This is a genomic window from Pedobacter frigidisoli (assembly GCF_004331675.1).
GTDB lineage: Bacteria > Bacteroidota > Bacteroidia > Sphingobacteriales > Sphingobacteriaceae > Pedobacter > Pedobacter frigidisoli.
The window spans coordinates 249,107-270,740 of sequence record NZ_SJSN01000001.1; the positions used below are offsets into that span (position 1 = coordinate 249,107).

At 36.4% G+C, this 21,634-nt stretch carries 17 protein-coding genes; 10 read left to right on the forward strand and 7 right to left on the reverse strand.

Annotated elements, in window-relative coordinates; translation table 11 throughout:
- Positions 1-44 precede the first annotated feature (44 nt).
- From EZ449_RS01020 to EZ449_RS01050, 7 genes are all read left to right on the forward strand, one after another.
- Positions 45-740, forward strand: a complete 696-nt coding sequence (locus tag EZ449_RS01020; RefSeq protein ID WP_131556093.1) for a DUF4397 domain-containing protein — start codon at positions 45-47, stop codon at positions 738-740.
- A gap of 238 nt (positions 741-978) precedes the next feature.
- Positions 979-3,366, forward strand: coding sequence for a TonB-dependent receptor (locus EZ449_RS01025; RefSeq protein ID WP_131556094.1), 2,388 nt, complete (start codon positions 979-981; stop codon positions 3,364-3,366).
- Between the two features lie 9 nt (positions 3,367-3,375).
- Entirely contained in the window at positions 3,376-4,539 is a 1,164-nt protein-coding gene (locus EZ449_RS01030; protein ID WP_131556095.1) for a PepSY-associated TM helix domain-containing protein, read from the forward strand.
- An 18-nt stretch (positions 4,540-4,557) separates the two neighbouring features.
- A complete protein-coding gene (locus EZ449_RS01035) occupies positions 4,558-5,478 on the forward strand; it encodes a DUF6607 family protein (RefSeq protein ID WP_131556096.1) in 921 nt (306 codons plus the stop codon).
- A 307-nt stretch (positions 5,479-5,785) separates the two neighbouring features.
- A complete protein-coding gene (locus EZ449_RS01040; RefSeq protein ID WP_131556097.1) occupies positions 5,786-6,925 on the forward strand; it encodes a M28 family metallopeptidase in 1,140 nt (379 codons plus the stop codon).
- A 178-nt stretch (positions 6,926-7,103) separates the two neighbouring features.
- The gene (locus EZ449_RS01045; RefSeq protein WP_131556098.1) at positions 7,104-8,180 is read left to right on the forward strand and encodes a DUF5694 domain-containing protein; all 1,077 of its coding nucleotides are present in this window, start codon (positions 7,104-7,106) and stop codon (positions 8,178-8,180) included.
- A gap of 285 nt (positions 8,181-8,465) precedes the next feature.
- On the forward strand, positions 8,466-11,240 hold the full coding sequence (locus tag EZ449_RS01050) for an outer membrane beta-barrel protein (RefSeq protein ID WP_131556099.1): 2,775 nt from the start codon (positions 8,466-8,468) through the stop codon (positions 11,238-11,240).
- A gap of 75 nt (positions 11,241-11,315) precedes the next feature.
- Here EZ449_RS01050 and EZ449_RS01055 read toward each other — a convergent pair whose 3' ends face one another.
- The 4 genes from EZ449_RS01055 to EZ449_RS01070 form a co-directional block, all read right to left on the reverse strand.
- Complete coding sequence (locus EZ449_RS01055) at positions 11,316-11,999, reverse strand: class I SAM-dependent methyltransferase (protein ID WP_131556100.1); 684 nt, start codon at positions 11,997-11,999, stop codon at positions 11,316-11,318.
- 101 nt (positions 12,000-12,100) lie between these two features.
- On the reverse strand, positions 12,101-13,543 hold the full coding sequence (locus EZ449_RS01060) for an MBL fold metallo-hydrolase RNA specificity domain-containing protein (protein WP_131556101.1): 1,443 nt from the start codon (positions 13,541-13,543) through the stop codon (positions 12,101-12,103).
- 59 nt (positions 13,544-13,602) lie between these two features.
- Positions 13,603-13,851, reverse strand: coding sequence for a YtxH domain-containing protein (locus EZ449_RS01065; protein WP_131556102.1), 249 nt, complete (start codon positions 13,849-13,851; stop codon positions 13,603-13,605).
- Positions 13,852-14,226: 375 nt separating this feature from the next.
- Positions 14,227-16,068 carry a DUF6600 domain-containing protein gene (locus tag EZ449_RS01070; protein ID WP_205942917.1) on the reverse strand — a complete coding sequence of 614 codons (1,842 nt, stop codon included), beginning with the start codon at positions 16,066-16,068 and terminating at the stop codon, positions 14,227-14,229.
- Positions 16,069-16,347: 279 nt separating this feature from the next.
- On the opposite strand from EZ449_RS01070, the gene EZ449_RS01075 reads away from it, so the two are divergent.
- Positions 16,348-17,049 (forward strand): SAM-dependent methyltransferase, encoded by a 702-nt coding sequence (locus EZ449_RS01075; RefSeq protein ID WP_131556103.1) that lies wholly within the window; start codon positions 16,348-16,350, stop codon positions 17,047-17,049.
- A 569-nt stretch (positions 17,050-17,618) separates the two neighbouring features.
- Here EZ449_RS01075 and nadD read toward each other — a convergent pair.
- The 3 genes from nadD to EZ449_RS01090 form a co-directional block, all read right to left on the reverse strand.
- Positions 17,619-18,212, reverse strand: a complete 594-nt coding sequence (gene nadD / locus EZ449_RS01080) for a nicotinate (nicotinamide) nucleotide adenylyltransferase (protein ID WP_131556104.1) — start codon at positions 18,210-18,212, stop codon at positions 17,619-17,621.
- A 134-nt stretch (positions 18,213-18,346) separates the two neighbouring features.
- Positions 18,347-18,916, reverse strand: coding sequence for a guanylate kinase (gmk, locus tag EZ449_RS01085; RefSeq protein WP_131556105.1), 570 nt, complete (start codon positions 18,914-18,916; stop codon positions 18,347-18,349).
- Between the two features lie 69 nt (positions 18,917-18,985).
- Positions 18,986-19,849: a YicC/YloC family endoribonuclease gene (locus EZ449_RS01090; protein ID WP_131556106.1), complete on the reverse strand. Its 864-nt coding sequence runs from the start codon at positions 19,847-19,849 to the stop codon at positions 18,986-18,988.
- A gap of 326 nt (positions 19,850-20,175) precedes the next feature.
- Between EZ449_RS01090 and EZ449_RS01095 the strand changes: the two genes are divergently transcribed.
- Both EZ449_RS01095 and EZ449_RS01100 read left to right on the forward strand, forming a co-directional pair.
- Positions 20,176-20,892: a hypothetical protein gene (locus tag EZ449_RS01095; RefSeq protein ID WP_131556107.1), complete on the forward strand. Its 717-nt coding sequence runs from the start codon at positions 20,176-20,178 to the stop codon at positions 20,890-20,892.
- Between the two features lie 6 nt (positions 20,893-20,898).
- Entirely contained in the window at positions 20,899-21,609 is a 711-nt protein-coding gene (locus EZ449_RS01100; protein WP_131556108.1) for a hypothetical protein, read from the forward strand.
- Positions 21,610-21,634: the final 25 nt, after the last annotated feature.

A 21,634-nucleotide genomic window follows, 5' to 3' on the forward strand; every position in this document is an offset into this window, starting at 1 on the left:
TTACAAATACAGAATAATTCAAAATCAAATCCCAATAAATTATTATGAAAAACTTTACACTTAAAAATTTCAGTTATTTTACAGTTATCCTTTTCTTCTTAGCCACTACATTATCTTGCAAAAAGGAAGAGACCGATACCACAATTTCTTACCTAAGAGTTATTAATGCATCTCCAACATCAGCAACTTACAATGCCTATTTTAATGGAACGATGCTAAATACAGTTGCGCTACCTTATGCTGGAGCTGTAGCTTATTCTTCATATTCTGCAGGATCATACAACATCAACTTTACTACCGCAAGCTCTGCTGTTAGTTTGTTTACCAAAACCATTTCACTAAATCAAAATACATCATATTCTTTTTATTTGATAAACAAGCTGGGGGCATTGGATGGGCTAACCATCGGTGACGATCTTTCAACACCATCTTTAGATAAGGCATATATTCGTTTTATTAACTTATCGCCTGATGCGCCAGCTTTAGACTTAGCAAAATCTGCAGCAACCACATCGTTAATTACAAATAAAGCTTATAAATCAGCATCTGGTTTTATTGCTGTTGATGCAGGAACGTATGCTCTTGATGCAAAAGACTCTAATTTAGGTGCCGTGAAAACAAGTTTAGCAAGTACTACATTTGTTGCTGGGTATCATTACGACATTATTTGTGGCGGATTGATTACACCGGCAAATGACACAGAAAGACCGCTCAATCTTCAAGCTATTCTCATTAAATAATCACCTTTTCTTTTTATAAAAATGTCTTGCTAAATTGTCAAGACATTTTTAACAAATCTTTCCCACTAAAATTTGTAAAATTGCTACTCCTATACAATTTAATTTTGTTTCAATAGGGGTTTGATGGCAGTTCTATATTAAACACGTCTCTTATTTAGAATTGTTCAAAATAATTTGGATTATAAACTTTTGTGATGTTATTTTGCAGCTGTTTAGAATTAATCCAAATAAATATAGCATGTATAAAACCAAACTATTCAGTTTAGCGCTCTTACTCTCATTTTTGTCCCTATCGGCACTTGCACAACAATTAGGCAGCATCAAAGGCCTTATAACTACATCAAACGGCAAGCCCGCTGCCTATATCACTGTAGGGCTGAAGGGCAAAGGAATCGGATCAACTACGGATGAGAAAGGAAATTTTACACTACATCGTATTAAGCCAGGCACTTATACAATTGTGGCATCGGCTGTGGGCATTAAACCATCAGAACAGAACGTTACAATAAACGCTGGGGAAAATAAAACGATAAACTTCTCTCTTGTAGAAACCGATCAAGTATTGGAAGACGTTACGATTGCTGGCAAAAACAATCGCTATAAAATTAGCCTGCCTTCAGCTTCATTAAGATTAAATGAGCCTTTATTAGAAGCACCTCAAAATATTCAAACCGTTAGTGATCAAGTAATAAAAGATCAGCAAATTATTAGCATGAGCGATGGTTTAATTAGAAATGTAAGTGGTGCGGTTAGGGTAGAACACTGGGGCGATATGTACACCAATATTACCATGCGTGGGTCTCAAATTCAAGCCATGCGAAATGGTTTTAATGTAGTTTCATCTTTTTGGGGACCATTAACTGAAGATATGAGTTTTGTAGATCATGTCGAATTTGTAAAAGGTCCGGCGGGTTTTATGCTGGGCAATGGCGATCCAAGTGGCATGTATAACGTAGTAACTAAAAAGCCTACAGGTTTTAACAGAGGTGAGGTTTCGCTAACCGTTGGAAGTTATGACTTATATAGAACCACTGTAGATTTTGATCACAAATTAACTGCCGACGGGAAATTATTATTCAGATTGAATGCGGCAGTTCAAAATAAAGGATCTTTTAGACCTTATGAGCAAAACGATCGTTACAGTTTTGCTCCCGTAATAAGCTATCAAATTACCAATAAAACCAAATTAACGGCAGAATACACTTTGCAAAATGCTAAAATGACCGAGGTTGGTTCTTACTATATTTTCTCGCCAATAGGTTATGCAGCTTATCCAAGAGAATTAACTATGACCCAGCCTGGGATACCAGCTACCCGTATTAACGATCATAGCTTATTCTTAAACTTGCAACATAATTTTAGCGATACCTGGAAGTTAACTGCTCAAGCAGCCTATTTCAAATATTTACAAAACGGATATAGTTCATGGCCATCTGCGGTAAATGAAAATAGTACCGTAATTAGAAATGTTGCCATTTGGGATGCGGAAAGCAGCATGAAATTGGCTCAATTATTTATCAATGGTCAAGCTAAAACTTTTGGCATTAACCACCGGATTTTAGCTGGTTTTGATGGAGGAAAGAAAAACTACATGGCAGATTGGGGTCAAGTGCATGACTTAGATTTACCAACTTCCCCTTTCGATTTGAACAATCCGAATTATGGTTTCCCAACAAATGGCTATCCAAGCTTCGATCGTGAAACTTCACTACAACAAAGAGCAATTAATGCAGGCGGATTAATGTCATCAAAGTATTTAAGTGGTTACGTTCAAGATGAACTTGGTTTCTTTGAAAACAAGGTTCGTTTAACACTTGCTGGCCGTTATACTTATGTAAGTCAGGCAGCTTGGGGCGGCGAACCAGATAAAGCTAAAAAAGTTACTCCTCGTGTTGGCTTAAGTGTTTCTATCGATAAGAACACAGCAGTTTACGCAGTTTATGACGAGGCTTTTACTCCTCAAAGCGGATTAATTCGCGGAGGTGGAAAAGTTGAACCAATTACCGGAACAAACAACGAAATCGGGATTAAAAAAGATTGGTTCGATGGAAAATGGAATACTACACTATCGGCTTACAGAATACTTAAGCAAAATGAATTAACTGCTGATCCAACAAATACACCAGGACAAAATTTTAACGTTGTTTTAGGTGAGAAAAGATCGCAAGGGATTGAGTTCGATTTGCGTGGTAAAATAACCGATGGTTTAACTTTAATTGCAAACTATGCTTACACAGATTCTAAAGTAACCGAGGTTACACCAGGCGTTACAGGCATTAATGTTGGCGATGTTATACCAGGTTTTGCCAAACATGTATCTAATGCATGGTTAACTTATACTTTGCAAAAAGGCGCTCTTAAAGGCTCGGGTATTTCTGCAGGCTTTACTTATTTAGCAGATCGTGCGACTGACACTTGGAGTATTGGTTTACAGAAATTACCTAACTATTTTAAATTAGATGGAGGACTTTTTTACGAGCGCCCAAAATTTAAAATTACTGGTAATGCCTTTAACATCTTGAACAAATACTTATTTACCGGATCCTATTACGAGTGGTTAAAAGCTTACTATTACCAAGCCGAAGCACCAAGAAATTACAGAGTAACTGTAGCGTATAAATTTTAATCAGCATTCATGTCTGAAAAGAAAAAAAATAAAACCTTAAAATATTGGATTGGAAGAATCCACTTATGGCTCGGATTAACATCCGGGCTATTCGTATGCTTTTTGGGCATTACCGGATGTATTTTGGCTTTTGAACGAGAGATTGAAAATGTAACTCAACCCTACAGAAATCTTGAGGTACAAAACAAAGCCTTGTTACCACCAACGCAGTTGAAACTAATAGCCGATAAAGCATTACCCAATAAACATGCTCATAGCATTACTTACCAGCCCGGAAAAACAGCCCAGGTTGTTTATTACAATTTCGATCCAGAATATTATTACATCGTTTTTGTAAATCAATACACTGGCGAAGTGATGAAAGTTAAAAACATGAATGATGATTTTTTCAGGATTGTGATCATGGGCCACTATTATTTATGGTTGCCGCCAACAATTGGTCAGCCCATATTAACCAGTGCCACATTAATTTTTGTGATGCTTTTAATATCCGGATTAATATTGTGGTGGCCAAAAAATAAGGCTGCATCAAAACAACGTTTTACGGTGAAATGGAATGCAAAGTGGAGGCGGGTAAATTACGATTTCCACAATGTACTCGGTTTCTACATCACCTGGATAATAATTTTTATTGCGCTTTCGGGCATGATAATGGGTTTTCAATGGTTTGCCAAATCGGTGTATTTTGTTAGTTCTGGCGGTAAAACGCTCAATCAATTCGAAGAATCCTATTCTGATACGACAGGAACTGCTAAGTTGAAATTAAATGCTTCAGCTGCAGATAAAATTTGGAAATCGTACATAGATTCCGATCCAAAATTTACTGGAAGTTTGGATGTTCATGTTCCAGAAAATGAAAAGGCATCGATAGAAGTAGCCAAAAATCCTGATACCGAAACCTATTGGAAAGCAGACTACCGCTATTTTGATCAACATACGTTGAAAGAAATAGAGGTGAAACATGTTTTTGGAAAGTTGAAAAATGCATCAGTTGCCGATAAAATAATGCGTATGAATTATGATATCCATGTTGGCGCAATTGCTGGATTGGCGGGTAAAATAATTGCCTTTTTGGCCAGTTTAGTTGCAGCAAGCATGCCCATTACAGGCGTGATGATATGGATCGGAAGAAATAAAAAAAAGAAAAAAGCCGCAGTTGCGGTAATCAGATAAATTATAAATAACATCATTATGAAAATTTTAAATATAATCTTAGTGATAACAGGCCTTAGTGCTATTGGCGCTAGCGCTCAAGAAAAATTGGAGCAAGATAGAAAAGCAATTAAATCATTAGCTGGCTTTTACAAAGTCAATTTTAATTATGGTGAAGTAACCGCTCCAGATCCTAATTACATTTTTAGCAAACCTTACAAAAGCCACGGCAATGAATGGGCAGAAATTATTGTTGATGAACCCAAAAGAATCGTTATTCAACACCTATTAGCCATTAACGATTCTACAGTTATTAAACATTGGCGCCAAGATTGGACCTATGAAGATCCAGAAATAATGCTTTATACCCAAGATAACGCTTGGAAAAAAGGCAACTTAACTGCTGCAGATGTTAAGGGAAAATGGACACAAAAAGTTTTCCAGGTTGATGATAGTCCGCGCTACCAAGGTTATGGAACTTGGAGCCATATTGGTGGTCATGATTCTTGGTCGAGCGAGGCCGATTCTCCATTACCAAGAAGAGAATCTACGGTTCGTAAAGATTACAATGTTTTAAATCGTGGCAGTAGAATTACCATCACAACAAACGGCTGGATGTTTGAACAAGACAATAAAAAGATAGTGCGTACGCCTCAAGGCGATAAATTATTAGCGATAGAAAAGGGTTACGAAGAGTTTACCACAATTGATACCGCAAAATTTGCTTATGCACAAAAATGGTGGGCTAGTCAGAAAACATACTGGGCTGATGTTCGGGATGTTTGGGCTGATGTAATCAAGGCAAACCCAACTTCGTTAAAAGTAGATACCCGTGCAAATGGAAAATTACTTTATGAAACCTTGTTTACTTTAGGTGATGAATCGGTTAAAGAAAAATGGAACACTGCACAAAATAAAGAAAAAGTTAAAGCTGCTTTACAGCCATATTTGGTTAAGTAAAGTTTGTTTTGGTGGTTGATGGTAATTGCAATGGATGATTAACCATCAACTATTTTTTTTCGTAAAATAGGCCACATACATGAAATATCGTCATTACGAGGTACGAAGCAATCTTAAAGCGATCGCTGGAGTACCCATAGTAGCAAGATTGCTTCGTACCTCGCAATGACGAGATGGTTCGGCAAAACGCCAAACCTCAGAATGACAGGGTAATTAATGGTTGGTTGCTTTTTGCAACCAACCATTTTTTGATTAGTTTTAAATCGCAAGACATTAGTAGAACCTTCTTAAAATTAATTGTATTCAATTGAAAAAATTTATTCCCATAATCATCCTGTTTTCAACCTTGAACTGTTTAGCACAAGATTCCGTTTACGTGAAGCAAACAGTAAATAAATTGACTTCCAAAGAATTTTGGGGTAGAGGTTATACCAAAAATGGAATGACTAAAGCCGCCGATTTTCTTGAAGAGCAATATAAAAATATAGGTTTATCGCCAATGGGCGAAAAGTATAAACAAGATTTCAGTTTTCCCGTAAATACTTTTCCTGGCAAAATGATGGTTGAACTGAACGGCAAAAAACTTATCGTAGGAAAAGATTTTATCGTGAATAATGAAAGTCCGAAGATTAAGCAAAAAGCATTATTAACCAAGATTGATAGCTTGAATTACCAAGCATCGCCTACACTAAAAGTTTCTTTAAAAGATAAGTTGACATGGTCGGTTGCTACCGAAGTTGGCGATTTTACAGAAATTCAAATTAATAAAAAGAGTTTAAAGGCAATTCCAAGAGAGATTAATGTTGATATCGAAAACCAATTTGTTCCGAATTTTAAAGCTTCAAATGTTTGTGGTTTGGTTAAAGGAACAAAGTATCCAGATTCTATTCTGATAATTACTGCTCATTACGACCATCTTGGAGGTATGGGCGCCGATACGTATTTCCCAGGGGCAAACGATAATGCAGCAGGCGTAGCTACACTTTTAAGTCTGGCAAAATATTACGCGGCAAATCCACAGCCATATTCAATTGGTTTTATTTGCTTTGCAGGAGAAGAGGCTGGTTTATTGGGTTCAAGGTATTACACCGAAAATCCATTAATTCTACTTAGTCAGGTTAAATTTCTTATTAATTTAGATTTAGTTGGCACAGGAGAAAGCGGAATGACCGTTGTTAATGCCTCCATTTACGCCAAAGCTTTTTCAATTCTGAATGAGATCAACAATCAATATAAATACATTTCGAAAATAAATTCTAGAGGAAAAGCCGCAAATAGCGATCATTATTTCTTCACCGAAAAAGGCGTTCCTGCATTTTTTATTTATACCCAAGGTGGCCCAACCGCCTATCATGATGTGTTCGACAAACCCGAAACCTTGCCCCTAAACGAATATAATGACTTGTTTAAGTTGATTATCAATTTCAATAAAAAGTTGATGGAATAATCTTGTTTTCTGGGATGAAAGCCTAAACTCCTTATCTCAATCTATTATTTTGAATGACGAACACCTAAATTCTAAAATTGAATATTGGGATAATATTCTAAGCCATTGGGATAATTAAATATAGCAATCGGGTTGGTATAATCATCTTTGAATCAACAAATCAAAAACAAGATTCATTATGAAAACCATACTCAACCTAAGCTTTGCATTTTTATTATTAATCGCTGGAGCGGTTAAATCAAATGCACAAAATCAAATCGAAATCGTTATTGTTGGCTCTAGTCACGATAACTCAAAATCTACCCAAAACTTTCAAGCGATAATTGATAAGTTGAAGAATTTTAAACCAGATATGGTTTTCGGAGAATATCTTCCAGCAGAAGATTACGCAAAATTGGATAGCATTAATTACGGCAAAAGAGCTTTCCAAAAGAAGTATGATTATATCCAAAAGCTAAATCCAAAGACTTCAAAAAACATTCCTTCAGAGATAAAAAAAGACCAGAAAGCTTTATCCTCATTTCCATTTTATCATCAAACAAGAATGAATTTAGCGGTTGATTACGCCAAGAATTGGGATAGAGGAAACGCTGATTATCAAATTTTCGTTCTTGAAAATTACATGAAAGACAAATTTGGCAAAGAAGAACAAGCTGCTTATACAAAGATGTTCGGTGGTTCAGATTCTTTGAAAAAAGTTGGGTTATTTCGTCCAAATAGTGAATACAATAAAATCTTCTTCCCTTTAATTTATGAATTGAAACAAGATCGAATTTACAATATGGATTGCCAAAACTATGATGAACCTTGGAATGAGGCTTGGGGCAAAATGGATACACTTTATAAGGCAATGTTACAAAAAGCAAAGTTAGATAGCACTTCGCAAGAGGCTGCAACGGTTAAAGCGATGGATGAATATTGGAAATTTACACCTGAGGAATCGAAAGCTTTTAACGCTGATGTTTACGCAGGTTTAAACTCAGAAAAATATGGCAAGCTAGATGAGGCCTGGAATTTATATGGCGGTCGCCACTTTTATGGAGCTCCGGGTTTCCCTACTGATGCTTTGAAAGATATGGTAGCACAATGGATATTGCGAAATGAGGGCATGTGTAAAAACATCATCGACCAAGCCGTTGCCAAAAAAGCTAAAAGAGTTGTAGTTGGTGTTGGTGCATCGCATCGTATTTGGATGGAAGAGATTTTAGCAAAGAATCCAAATGTTAAAATTGTAAACTATAATGATCTTAAATAGTCAAAGCATTCTTCTAAAATCCTCAAGATTAATTTCTTGGAGATTTTTTAATTTATATCCATTGTAATTTTTTCGTGGTCATTTGCATTTCACATCCTATAAATATATTTTTACCTAAAATCTTAGTTGATTTATTTTTTGATGCAACATCCCATAAATTTTAGTGTCTATCGTTAAATAACCAAGTAATTTTTCATCCATCACATTTTATTAAACGTTCATCACATTTACAGCTCCAGCAAAAAAATTGCCTTTACTTTTAGGTACGTTATTTAAGAAATATACATGAAGAAACTTATATTATCCCTAGCATTCTCTTTATCTATTTTTAACCTTTTTGCCCAAAAAAATGGTAGTATAACAGGCATTTTGGTAGATAGCGCAAACCACAAAAGCACCCTAAATTATTCCACAGTTTCGGTTTATAAAGTTGGCGATAGTGTGTTATCAACCTACAGACTTTCTGACGATAAAGGTCTTTTCAAAATCAATAATCTACAAATTGGCGTCAATTATCGATTAATCGTTACCGCTTGGCAATACGGAACTTACCGTAAAGAAGTTTCTGTAACAGCAGAAAAACCTGCCGTAGATCTCGGCACCATTTATCTTTCTACAAAATCTAATGACTTAAATGAAGTAGTAATCACGGGAGAAAGACCTCCCGTAATTGTCCGTAAGGATACGATTGAATTTAATGCGGAGTCTTTTAAAACCTTACCATCTGCAGTGGTAGAAGATTTATTAAAGAAATTGCCTGGTGTACAAATCGCTGCCGATGGTTCTATTCAGGTTAACGGAAAAAATGTAAGCAAAATATTAGTCGATGGAAAGGAGTTTTTTGGCGGCGATCAACAAATTGCGACTAAAAATTTACCCGCGAATATTATAGATAAAATCCAGGTAGTTGATGATAAACAAGCAAAAAGAAGAGATCCAGATATGTTAGCCTCAGAAATTCCGCAGGTTATCAACTTGAAACTTAAAAAGGCTATTAAAAAAGGAGCTTTTGGAAAATTGTACGCTGGCGGAGGAATCAAGAATCTCTATCAAGCTGGCGGAATAATGAGTTTTTTTAGAGATACCACTCAGGTAAGTATTCTGGCTTATGCAAATAATATTAATCAACCGGGTTTTAACCCAAATGATGTGCAAAGAATCGGCGGTTTTAGCAGAAGCGGCGTTAATTCGATGATGATGAGTTCTGGAGGATATTTTGAATTTAACGGAATAAATTTTGGCGGAAGTTATAGTGGTATTCAAACATCATCTGGTGGAGGATTTAATTTTAATACTTTAACAAAAAGGGGAATTAAAATCAACACACAATATTTCTTTGGAAAATCGGATAATTTATTGGAAAGATTAACCAACACCAACCAAACATTAGGCACGGATAGACAAATTACTAATGCCGATGAAAATACAAGTTCAATGGCGCTTAAACATAATATTGGCGCTAAATTAGATTGGCAGATAGATTCGTTAACCCAATTAACCATTGAGCCTGCCGTAGTTTTAAATTCCAATAATTCGATAAGCACTAGTTTTACATACAACACCAATGCTAGTGGCCAACTCATAAATACACTGCAAAACTTAAATGACCGCAATGCATCAACCAATAAATATCAGTTAATTGCCGATTTAAGTAAGGATTTTAAGAAAGCTGGGCGAGCTTTTAACATCGGTTTTGATGTTTCGACAACTCCAAATCCCAGTTTAAATTACAATCGAAGTAATAGTGTTTTATTTTTAACGCCATCAACATCAGAAATTGATCAGCTGAGGAATAATCAGATCGATAATTTTAGATCCTATTTATATGCCAATTACACCGAGCCAATTAGCAAGAAGCTAAATTTCAAAGCCGACATAAATGGGAACATCATCAATAATGAGAATGCATTAAATACCTTTTTCCGAAATCCAAGCAATCAATTGTACGATATTTTAGTGCCAAGTTTATCGCAAAGTGTAAAGCAGGCTGGATTTAAAACGAATGCAAACCTTAGTCTTCGGTATAAAATAACTAAGGATTTATTTATTCAGCCTGGGTTAGTTTACAATTACATATCACTAAATAATCGTTTTAGTAATGGCGCTGATATCAATCAGCAATATAATTTTGCTTGGCCAACCTTTCAATTAAAGTATAAGATCTTCTCCCTTACTTATTCCGCAAGATTTACTGAGCCAAACGTTAGCTACCTTCAACCTGTTGCAGATAATACAAATGCTTTTTACATTAGAAATGGAAACCCAAATCTAGTTCCAGCAAGAATGCAGAGCTTAAGCATAAACATGTACAAATACGATCCGAAAAGTTTAATCAATTATAATTTATATGGTTATGGAAATTTCACCAAAAATGGAATTATAAATAGGATTAACATTAAAGATGGTGTCCAAACCGTTAATCCAATTAATGCAAGTGGTATTTTCAGTTTTAATGGTGGTGCAAATATTTCAAAGGATTTTAAAAAGGATAAAACAAACTTAAAACTTGGAGTAGGTTTTTGGGCAAACTTTAATCATTCGCCAGTAATTGTAAACAACATTAATAGCGATGCCAATGTATTTTATGTCGGCCCAAATGGAAGTGCTCGCTTAAATTTAAATGATGTTGTGGAAATTAATCAATCTTATTCTATAAACTTAAATCGAAGTAGGTATGAGGATAGCTTCTATAGAAATTTGAGTTACAACACACAGCAAAGTTCCACTGAATTAATTGTACGCTATCCAAAGAAACTGGTTTTTGAAACCAATTATGCCTTGAGTGTTAATACGCAGCAACTTGATGGTTATAACAACAATATTAAATTGTGGAATGCAGCGCTTACCTACTTATTCATGAAAAACGACAGATTGCAATTGAAACTTTCTGTAAATGATATTTTGCAGAGCAACGTAAAAAGAGCCATCGAGATTACCGGAAACAGTGTTGTAGATTCTCAAAGCAATAATTTAGGGAGGTATGGGATGTTAACGGTTACTTATAACATTCAAAATTTCGGTCAGAAAGTTGGCGGCAGGCAAACGTTTTTTAGTTTTTAACTTAGTCAGATCGTCATTGCGAGGCACGAAGGAATCTCATTTATCTAAATTACTTCGTACCTCGCAATGACGAATTTATGCTAAAGTCAGCTTTACCAAATACTGATCTTCGCCATCATCGAAAATCATTTCACAATCCCAGCCAGTTTCTTTAGCGATAGATTTGATCGTTTCTTCATCAACGTAAATCCAATCAAACCAATCTCCCTTTTCTCCTTTGTATTCATATTGATAAGAAACTTCTCCGTAATATTTATCCTTAGGGTTAGGGATATCATCATATAAATAAGAAATATCTGATGAATCGAAAAGCACTTGTCCGCCAGGATTTAATAAGTCTTTTAGTTTGATTAGGGAATTTTTAAAACCCGCTAAAGTTCCTGCTAAACCGATACCATTCATTAACATTAAAATGGTATCGAATTTCTCTTGGTAAGTAAAGACATCTTGCATGAGTACCTTTTTAACGCCACGATCTTTCATAATTTCTACCGCAACCTCAGATATATCTATCGCCGTCACATCAATATTAAAAGCTTGCAAAAGTAAAGCATGACTCCCAACACCTGCGCCAATATCCAAAACTTTTCCATTGCACATTTTTAAAGCCTGTAGCTCCAAAACTGGCATATCTTCATCATCCCGGAAAAAAAATTCTAGTGGCATTTCTTCGGGTTCGCCATAAGAATTATTTAGCCAAAGTATATCAGCCTCGCCAGTTTTATAAATATCGTTAAGCGCCTTACCAAAAACATCCATGCGGCAAAGATAATTAGAAAGCTGAAAGGAAAAAGCTAAAAGACTAAAGCTGAAAGACCAAAGCGCAAAGCAAAAAGACTAAAGTCTAACAACTTAAACAACTAGCTTATCACAGTTTGCGCTCCCTCTCCTTCGGAGAGGGCTGGGGTGAGGCTAAAATCCTGATGATATTCTGGAATGGCCACATTCTTAAAACCATGATCTTTTAATCGCGTAGCAAAATGTTGTTGCACTTCATATTCTCCATGAACCAAAAACAACTGCTTCACTTTTGCTGGATCCTGACAAGATAAAAACTGCAATAAATCTTCGTAATCGCCGTGAGCACTCATCGATTTTATTGATCGTACTTCGGCCTTTACTTCATACTCATCACGAAAAATTTCTACCACTTTTTTTCCTGCAATTAACTGACCTCCAAGAGATCTTGGTTCGCAATAACCCACCATTAATATCGTATTTTTTTGATCACCAATATTATTTTTGATGTGATGTTTCACTCTACCAGCATCAGCCATTCCTGATGCAGAAATGATAACGCATGGTTTTGGATCTTGATTTAAGGCTTTTGATTCGTCTACACTTTCGATAAACCGTAAGCCTTTAAAACCAAAAATATCATGGTCAGATTTTAAAACCTGCTTAACCCCATTATTGTAAACCTCTGGATGATTTTTTAAAATCTCAGTAGCTTTCGAGGATAGAGGACTGTCAACATAATACGGAATATTTGGTAATTTACCCTTAAGTTCTAAGCCGTTTAAAGCGAATAGTAATTCTTGGGTTCTGCCAACTGCGAAAGCTGGAATAATCACTTTTCCTTTTTTAACGTTACATGTATTGTTAATGATTTCCAGCAGCATATCCTCAATTGGATCGAGATCTTTATGCAATGAATCTCCATAAGTCGATTCCATTAAGATATAATCTGCCTGATCAAAAGTTTGCGGGCTTTTTAAAAGTAAATCACCATAACGACCAACATCTCCAGAAAAAGTAATTCGGGTAGGTTTACCATCTTCAGTAATGGTTAAATGAACCGCTGCACTACCTAGAATATGACCAGCATCGGTAAATTTTAAACGAATGTTTTCTTCAATCTCAAAATCCTCCTCATACTCCACAATCTTCACTAAACTCAATGTTTTGGTTACATCTTCATCAGTGTAAAGCGATTCTTCCATTTCCTCACCCTCACGTAAATGTCGATTAGAATACTCAGCATCCTGCATTTGTATTTTGGCAGAATCCATCATCAAAATTCGAGCTAAATCCATGGTAGCAGATGTACAGAAGATTTTTCCGTTAAATCCATCTGCAACCAATTTTGGCAACAGCCCACAATGATCGATGTGGGCGTGAGATAAAACTAGATAAGTAACTTTTTTGGCATCGAAACCAAAATAATCGTTGAGCTTATCTGTAACGTGGCCCATCCCTTGGAATAAGCCACAATCTAATAATATTTGGGTGTTATTTTTTAATGTAATGAGGTGTTTACTTCCCGTAACTGTACGAGCTGCACCATGAAAAGCAATCTTCATTTAGATTTGGTTAGTTATATATAATAAAAATGCCGGATATTTCCGGCATTTCCAATTCTTTAAGCGTTTACTTCGGCTATTTTTTCTTTAACCCTATCAGCTACAGTTGTAGCTTTATCAGCTAAACCAGCAGCTTTATCCGCCAAACCAGCTAATTTATCCTTTGAGGCGTCGAGTAGATCAGCAAAGAAATCCGACACTTTACCTTTTAAATCGCTACTAGAATCTGAAGATAATGCTAATGCGATTGTTGCGCCTAATGCTGCTCCAGCTAAAACGCCTACTATAATTTTTGTTTCCTTTGTCATGATCTTAAATTCTTTAGTTAATAAACATATTTATCTAACAGGTGTTTTATTTTTTTTACATTACAAAAACCACTCCACAATAAAACGTATATTTTTTATCGAGTTAGACACTACAATTTATTTTACAAAACCGAACGAAGAAGTTTTAATGAGTGGGCTATATCAACTATTGCATGATAAAGATCTTAGCATTTGCCAAATCAGAAATAATGCATGGAATACAACTGGGCTTTTAAGCTTGCCTTCTCGATCCTGATGATCTTCATTCCAATGCTAAATCTACTTATCGGGGAAAAGATTTGAGTAATTTGCACCAAGCTGCGGGGCAGTAATTACACATAAAAAAAAGTCCCGATTTTCATCGGGACTTTCAATCTATCCTCTACCACCTCTCGATGGTCTTCCTCCACCTTCAGAGCCACCTCTTTGTTGTTGCTGTTGTTGTTGTGGCGCTTCAACTCTTCGTTGTTCTGTACGTTGTTGCTGCTGTTGCGACCTTTGTTGTTGAGCTTGTGCATCACGCTGTGCCCTTTGTTGGTCGGCTTGAGCAGAACGTTGTTGTTGCTGCTGTTGCGCTTGTTGGGCACGTTGCTGATCGGCTTGCTGGCTGCGCTGTTGCTGTGCTTGTGCATCACGTTGCGCTCTTTGTTGCTCTACTTGGGCAGAACGTTGCTGTTGCTGCTGTTGCGCTTGTTGGGCACGTTGCTGATCGGCTTGCTGGCTGCGTTGTTGCTGAACTTGCGCATCACGTTGTGCTCTTTGTTGCTCTACTTGGGCAGAACGTTGTTGCTGCTGCTGTTGCGCTTGTTGTCCACGTTGCTGATCAGCTTGCTGACTGCGTTGTTGCTGAGCTTGCGCATCACGTTGAATACGTTGTTGCTCTACTTGGGCAGAACGTTGTTGTTGATTAGCTTGAACATCACGTTGAATACGTTGTTGATCTTGGCTCATGCGATCTTGCTGACCACGACCAGTACGTTGTTGCTGCATTTGTTGAGCACGTTGTTGATCCTGACTTCTATCAACATTAGTCTGTCCATTTTTTTGATCTACGCTGTTTGCATTTCCACGTTCAACTCTTCCACCAGCACTTCTATTGTAAACATCACCTCTAGTATTAGGCTGATTATTATTGTTATTATTATCTCTTCCTACACCAGATTCATTCCCTCTGTTTGGCTGAGAACTACGATTATCATTTCTTTGACCAAACCTATTATCATTGCTGTTTCCATTAGGGCGATTGGCATTATTATTATCTCTGCCAACACCTGCATCGCCACCTCTATTTGGCTGAGCTCCGCGGCTGTCGTTTCTTTGGCCAAATCTATTATCGTTACTGTTTCCACTCGGGCGATTTGCATTGTTATTATCTCTTCCTCCTCTATTGAAACCAGCATTACCCTGCTCAAATTTTCTTGGTGCAGCATTGCGATTATCTACAGCATTACGCTCTGGTCTTGGTCTGTAAATCGAAACCTCTCTGCCGCCAATTCTACTTGCGCCAGGTCTGCTGCTTTGATTGTACCTGTAAACAGTAACATCACGATTGGTTGCACGGCGAATATCCTCCGCTCTTGGTCCACCATAATAATTCCTTCTGTTATACACATAAGTATTGTTTATAATGGTGGTGTTACGGATGTAAACATTGTTGCGCCCATAATCATATCTAGGGAAAGCATTAATGTAAATACTGGCTTGTGGAATAAAGTTCCAGCAAAATTCTGGCACCACATAACGACGACCAAAACTTAAATTAATGTTTATGCTTGGTGCCATTGGTGCCCAACCATATTGGCCATCGCCGCTTCTCCAGTCTACCCAAGCTGGTCCCCAATTGGTATCTGGCATCCAAATCCATTGGCGATAACTATTAATTACCCATCTACCGTAGTGGAAAGGTGCCCAGCCCCAATCATAATTCGAAACCCAAGTATTTCCATACTCCGTCATTGCCCAGCGGCCATTGGTATAATACGGGCGGAATTCATTTTGATCTACATCCGGACGCCAAACATAACCATACTGTGGATCCTGAATCCAGGTTCCATAAGGGGAAAGTTCGTCGTAAAAGGTTTGCATAGATACATTACCAGTGCTGTAACCATCATCCTGGTAATTATCTTGGTAGTCTTGTGCCCTGACTAAGGTTGTGGTTCCGGCAAGGAGCGAAAAAAGCCCCAGCACAATTGCCGCAGATTTCAGTGTTTTCATTTGTGTGTTTATTTTTAATAACCTAATGTGTGTGTATCAATTAGAGAACCAAAAATCTACATGGTTTAATATGCATGCATAGTTTTTTAGTTTTCCTCCAAATATTGCCTTTCAAGGCATATTTAACTATTATTTAACGTTTTACGCTGACATTAATTGTGCAGAAAATAAGTCAATTAGAAATAATATTTGCTACACCACTGTTTACAAAAGAGATTATATTGTTACAGCACGAAATTTTAAAACTTAAATTCTATTTATTGTAAGTATTTTTGTGGCATGCAGAACGGCACCTTATACCTTATTCCTGTACCTCTTGCTGAAGAGGTTGCACACAAAACTTTTACGCCATATTTGGTAGATACCATTAATCAAATTGATACTTATATAGTAGAAAATAGCAAAACAGCTCGCCGCTTTTTAAAAGAGGCAGGTTTAAAAACGCCTCAAAAAGATTTAATTGTTCACGACTATGGCAAGCACAACCGTACCGATTTAGGTCAGTTTTTTGTTGAGCTTAAAGCCGGCAAAAATGTTGGCTTAATGAGCGAAGCTGGTTGCCCCGGCATTGCAGATCCAGGTGCGGATATTGTTGCCGAAGCACATAAACGCGGCATTAAGGTGGTGCCTTTAGTTGGCCCGAGTTCAATTTTATTGGCTTTAATGGCTTCTGGCTTTAACGGACAAAGTTTTGCATTTTGGGGATACCTGCCAATAGATAAAGAACAACGCACTAAACGCATTAAAGATTTGGATTTATCTGCAAGTCGGTACAAGCAAACACAAATATTTATCGAAACTCCTTTCCGCAATAACCAAATGTTAGAAGAGGTTTTAAAAAGCTGTAAGCCAAATACCCAGCTTTGTATCGCTTGCAATTTAACTGGTGAAGATGAGTTTATTAAAACCCAAAGCATTTACAACTGGCGCAAAGAAGAAATCGATCTTCATAAAAAGCCAGCTATATTTTTATTGTATTAGTTACTCAATGGTCTGTGTTCTCACAGACCATTTCTTTTACACGCGGTATGTTTGGTGATTAAGAATTATCAGAAAACGAATGTTTGAAGTTTTTGGCAATTGCAGTCCCGCCATTTGCTACAATCTTTTTTGAGTATGATTAATAAAATTCAGTGCAGAAAACTCAGTTAATAGCTAACATTAACAATTGATGTTAATGGAAAGAAAAAAAGTATTTCCGCGTCTGTCAGGTTTACTTAACTCAAAACTGTGCCCATTAAATCGTTCAGTATTAAAAAACGACAGGCTTGTTGCTCTTCTTTTACTGCAAATCGCAACCTTTAATAATTGCAGAACATTTTATATCTAAACTGGATTGAAGCGGTATCCCCGATTTAAACATCGGCACTTTCCATTTTTGTAGTATGCTTGCTTGTTGCACAGTTTTCATCGGGATTTAGTGGAAAGCCAGACGAACATTAACCTCATCCCTGTTCTTGCTTTACAAATGAATTTATTTACTGTTACTTTCTTTAGAGACTACGAAGTTCTCCTTTCGCTTATCCCTTTTAAAACTTCGTAAGTCGGATTTATCGATACATTCCCTTACCATCAATAAAATCGATAACCTTATCTGGAAGAAAGAATTGAACATTCTTGTTTTCCTTAATGGCCTTACGAATAAAGGTAGAAGAAATTTCCATTAAAGGCGTTTTGGTAAAAGTAATTGCTGGGTGGTTTTCCCATTCAGAAACATTGGCCTCAGGACGAGGATAAACATAAATTTGATAGTTTTTTAGCAGAACCTCGTAGTTCTTCCACTTTTTGAAAGAGACCAAATTGTCAGCTCCCATGATCAGCACAAATTCCTTTTCTGGATATTTTTCATGTAAATAGGTTAGCGTATCAATGGTGTAAGATGGTTGAGGCAAAGCAAACTCGATATCGCTAACCCGAATATGTTCGGCATTTTCTACAGCCAATTTGGCCATCTCCAGTCGATCGTACATATTGGTTAACCCACTTTTATCCTTTAGCGGGTTATGCGGAGAAACCACTAACCAAACTTCATCAAGCTCGGTATGGTTAGCCATATAATTGGCAATAATTAAATGCCCAGTATGAATTGGATTGTATGAACCGAAGAAAAGGCCAGTTTTCAGTTTACGGTTTTCAGTTGTCATTTTCCTTTTACTTACTTGTTTGCTCTTTCGTCATTGCGAGGCACGAAGCAATCCTACTACTGTGGGTTTTAAATTTAACAATCGCATTAAGATTGCTTCGTGCCTCGCAATGACGACCGACAAGGCAAAATGCCTTAACTCTTTAAAAAGTCGCCCACCAATTGCTCTGCTTCTTTACAAGCCGTTTCCAAATCGTAATTTTTCAAAATTACGTCAAATTTATCAGCATAGGTAAGTTCTTTTTCTGCCTTAACGAAACGTTCTTCTAATTTTTCCTTACTATCAGTTCCCCTACCGCTTAAACGTTCCTTTAAAACTTCTAAAGATGGGGGTTGAACGAAAATAGCTAAGGCATCTTCTTCGTACTTTCTTTTCAAACGAATGCCACCTTCAACATCAATATCAAAGATCACATGCTTACCATCATCCCAAATACGCTCAATTTCTGAACGTAAAGTACCATAAAATGTACCGTTGTAAACCTCTTCGAACTCTACAAATTCTTGGCGAGCAACTTTGTGCAAAAACTCTTCCTTAGTAATAAAATAGTAATCATTTTCATGGGTTTCAGCACCTCTCAGTTCGCGTGTTGTTGCAGAAATAGAAAAGCTCAACTCAGGAAACTTTGTTAATAAATGATGTACGATGGTCGTTTTACCGGCTCCAGATGGCGCTGAAAATATGATTAATTTGCCTTGTTTCATTTTTTTTAGACTAAAGCTTAAAGCAGAAAGTCCAAAGCTTTAGTCTTTGAGCTTTAAGCTTTAGGCTTCCTATAATACATTCAATAACTGTTCTTTAATTTTTTCTAATTCTTCTTTCATGCCTACCACAAACTGTTGCATTTGTGCATCATTAGCTTTTGCACCCATGGTATTAATTTCTCTTCCAATTTCTTGCGAAATGAAGCCCATTTTTTTACCATTTGCCTCTTTACTGGCTAAAGTTTGCAAGAAATAATCGCAATGGCTTTTTAAACGAGTTTTCTCTTCTGTGATATCAATTTTATCGATGTAATAGATCAACTCCTGCTCAAAACGATTTTGATCGATGTTAACCTTACCAACGGCATCCTCTAAAAATTGAGAAAATTTATCACGAATAGCAGAAATTCTTTTTGGCTCTAATTCTTCTACAGATTTAAAATAAGAAAGGATATTTTTGATTCTCAATTCCAGATCAGCTTTTAACACCGCTCCTTCATCTTCTCTAAAATTATTGAAGTTGGCTAAGGCTTCTGTGAAGATTTTATATAAATGATTCCATTCATCTTCTCCAACGCTCTCTTCCTTGTAAGAAATTACATCAGGAAAAGTTAGGGCAGTTTGCAGCAAATTGCTGCTATTTGCACCCAATTCGTTGTTAACAGAAATTAGTTGATTATAGTAATGAGTAAGCAAAGCCGTGTTGATAGTTGCACCCGTAACTTCGCCATTGGCACGTTCTACGTTAATGCTCAAACTAACTTTTCCGCGTTCGATATCTTTACTGCAGATATTGCGCAGAATTAATTCTTTATCAGAAAAAGCTTTAGGATATTTTAAATTTAACTCAAGAAACTTACTGTTGAGCGATTTGATTTCGACACTATACTTCGCATTCGCATAATCGGCTGTTGCTAAGCCGTATCCTGTCATGGATTTTATCATGCGCAAAGATAGAAAAATAAGTTTACAGTTTTCGGCGAGCTGGTTTAGTGTTTATAAGTTGCAGTTATTTTTTTATGGGGATTACAACTTAAACATAAACCTGTGGTTTCAATAATAACTATAGAAATTTCACCCTAATTGAATCAGCGTTAACGTTTCTTTAACAAAAGAAAAGGTTAACAAGTGTTAATTTTACCGAACATCCAACAGGAGAATGATGTAACAATTAAGGCGTGGAGCAAACAACAGAACTTGGTAACTGTTAAACTGACACAAACGAATAGATGCCTAAAAAGATCATTAAATTATTATTAATGAATAACTTAAGACTAATATTTTTATTGAGCATTTTAGTGTTAAGTTTTAAAACCGAAGCGCAGGAGTTTACTATGAGTGGCGTTGTAATCGAGAAAGGATCGAATGTTAGGATCGCTTTAGCTGAAATTAACAACCTACGCAGTAAGATGGGTGAAACGAGTAATGAGCTTGGGATATTCCATTTAAAAACAAAAATTGGAGATACCCTTTTGATTAAGAAAAGAAATCTCATCGATCAAAAATTAGTTGTCAAAACAGATGATGATTTGGTGATTTATTTGATAAGGGGAAGTACGAATCTCGAGGAAGTTACCGTTAAAGGGCAGACCAAAAAGCAAGAAATGGAAGATATTAAAAGAGATCTAAAAAGAAATGGTTCATTTTTTGAGGGAAAGCCACCATTGATTCTATTGAATCCATTTGGCGGAAGTCCGATAACTTTTTTCTATGAACTCTTTGGCAAAACGCCAGCCAAGGCTCGTCAGTTTAATCGTTATTACCGAAAGGAGTTACAGCTAATAGAGATTGATAAGTTTTTTAATAAAACTTTAATATCAAATAATACAGATTTAAAAGGTAGGGATCTTGATAAATTTATGCTAGATTATTCCCCTACAAGCAGCTTAGTAACCAATTGGAACAATTATGATGCTGTAAAATACATCAAGGAATCGGCAAAAAAATATACCGATACCTTGAGGCACACAAAATAATACACAATGAAAAACTTTAAGTTTGCGCTAATTCTAATCGTCTTTACTTTAATTGGCTATATTTCAAAGGCACAAGATTTTATTATTAGAGGAGTTGTGATCGAGAAAGGATCCAATATCAGAATTGCGCTATCTGAAATCACTAACCTCCGTACCAACATTGGCGTGGGGAGTAACGACATTGGAATGTTTCAACTAAAAGCAAGAATCGGAGACACTTTGTTGGTTACCAAGAGAGATTTAATCGATCAGCATGTTGTGGTAAAAAGCGAATTAGATTTAGTTATTTATTTGGTTAGAGGCAGCACCACTCTAGATGATGTAACTATTCGAGGCAATACAAAACAACAAGATTTAGACGAAATTAAAAGGGAGTTTAGAAATAAAGGGGTTTATAATGGTGGCAAAACAACATTTTTATCTGCTGTTTTTAGTCCGCTAAATGCGCTGTATAATTTAGTAGGGAAAGACCCGAAAAATGCCAGAAGATTTGGCAGATATGCCGATAATGAAATTAAGCAATCGCAAATTGATGTTTATTTTAATCAAAGCATGATTAAAAACAATACCGAGCTGAGAGGTGATACCTTGGAGAAATATATGTTAAATTATCGTCCGGAGTTTGACAAAGCACAATATTGGAACAGCTACGACTACATCAAGTACATTAAGGAATCATCGAAAAAATTTACGGACACCCTAGGAAAAGGAAAGTAAATCAGTTGGCAGTTTTCAGTTAACA

Coding starts and splice junctions, on each gene's coding strand:
- EZ449_RS01060 (WP_131556101.1), bottom strand. CDS start 13,543: ATGAAGATTGCTTTTCATGGTGCAGCTCGTACAGTTACGGGAAGTAAA.
- EZ449_RS01055 (WP_131556100.1), bottom strand. CDS start 11,999: ATGGATGTTTTTGGTAAGGCGCTTAACGATATTTATAAAACTGGCGAG.
- nadD (WP_131556104.1), bottom strand. CDS start 18,212: ATGACAACTGAAAACCGTAAACTGAAAACTGGCCTTTTCTTCGGTTCA.
- EZ449_RS01065 (WP_131556102.1), bottom strand. CDS start 13,851: ATGACAAAGGAAACAAAAATTATAGTAGGCGTTTTAGCTGGAGCAGCA.
- EZ449_RS01030 (WP_131556095.1), top strand. CDS start 3,376: ATGTCTGAAAAGAAAAAAAATAAAACCTTAAAATATTGGATTGGAAGA.
- EZ449_RS01020 (WP_131556093.1), top strand. CDS start 45: ATGAAAAACTTTACACTTAAAAATTTCAGTTATTTTACAGTTATCCTT.
- EZ449_RS01050 (WP_131556099.1), top strand. CDS start 8,466: ATGAAGAAACTTATATTATCCCTAGCATTCTCTTTATCTATTTTTAAC.
- gmk (WP_131556105.1), bottom strand. CDS start 18,916: ATGAAACAAGGCAAATTAATCATATTTTCAGCGCCATCTGGAGCCGGT.
- EZ449_RS01035 (WP_131556096.1), top strand. CDS start 4,558: ATGAAAATTTTAAATATAATCTTAGTGATAACAGGCCTTAGTGCTATT.
- EZ449_RS01100 (WP_131556108.1), top strand. CDS start 20,899: ATGAAAAACTTTAAGTTTGCGCTAATTCTAATCGTCTTTACTTTAATT.
- EZ449_RS01045 (WP_131556098.1), top strand. CDS start 7,104: ATGAAAACCATACTCAACCTAAGCTTTGCATTTTTATTATTAATCGCT.
- EZ449_RS01070 (WP_205942917.1), bottom strand. CDS start 16,068: ATGAAAACACTGAAATCTGCGGCAATTGTGCTGGGGCTTTTTTCGCTC.
- EZ449_RS01095 (WP_131556107.1), top strand. CDS start 20,176: ATGAATAACTTAAGACTAATATTTTTATTGAGCATTTTAGTGTTAAGT.
- EZ449_RS01090 (WP_131556106.1), bottom strand. CDS start 19,849: ATGACAGGATACGGCTTAGCAACAGCCGATTATGCGAATGCGAAGTAT.
- EZ449_RS01075 (WP_131556103.1), top strand. CDS start 16,348: ATGCAGAACGGCACCTTATACCTTATTCCTGTACCTCTTGCTGAAGAG.
- EZ449_RS01025 (WP_131556094.1), top strand. CDS start 979: ATGTATAAAACCAAACTATTCAGTTTAGCGCTCTTACTCTCATTTTTG.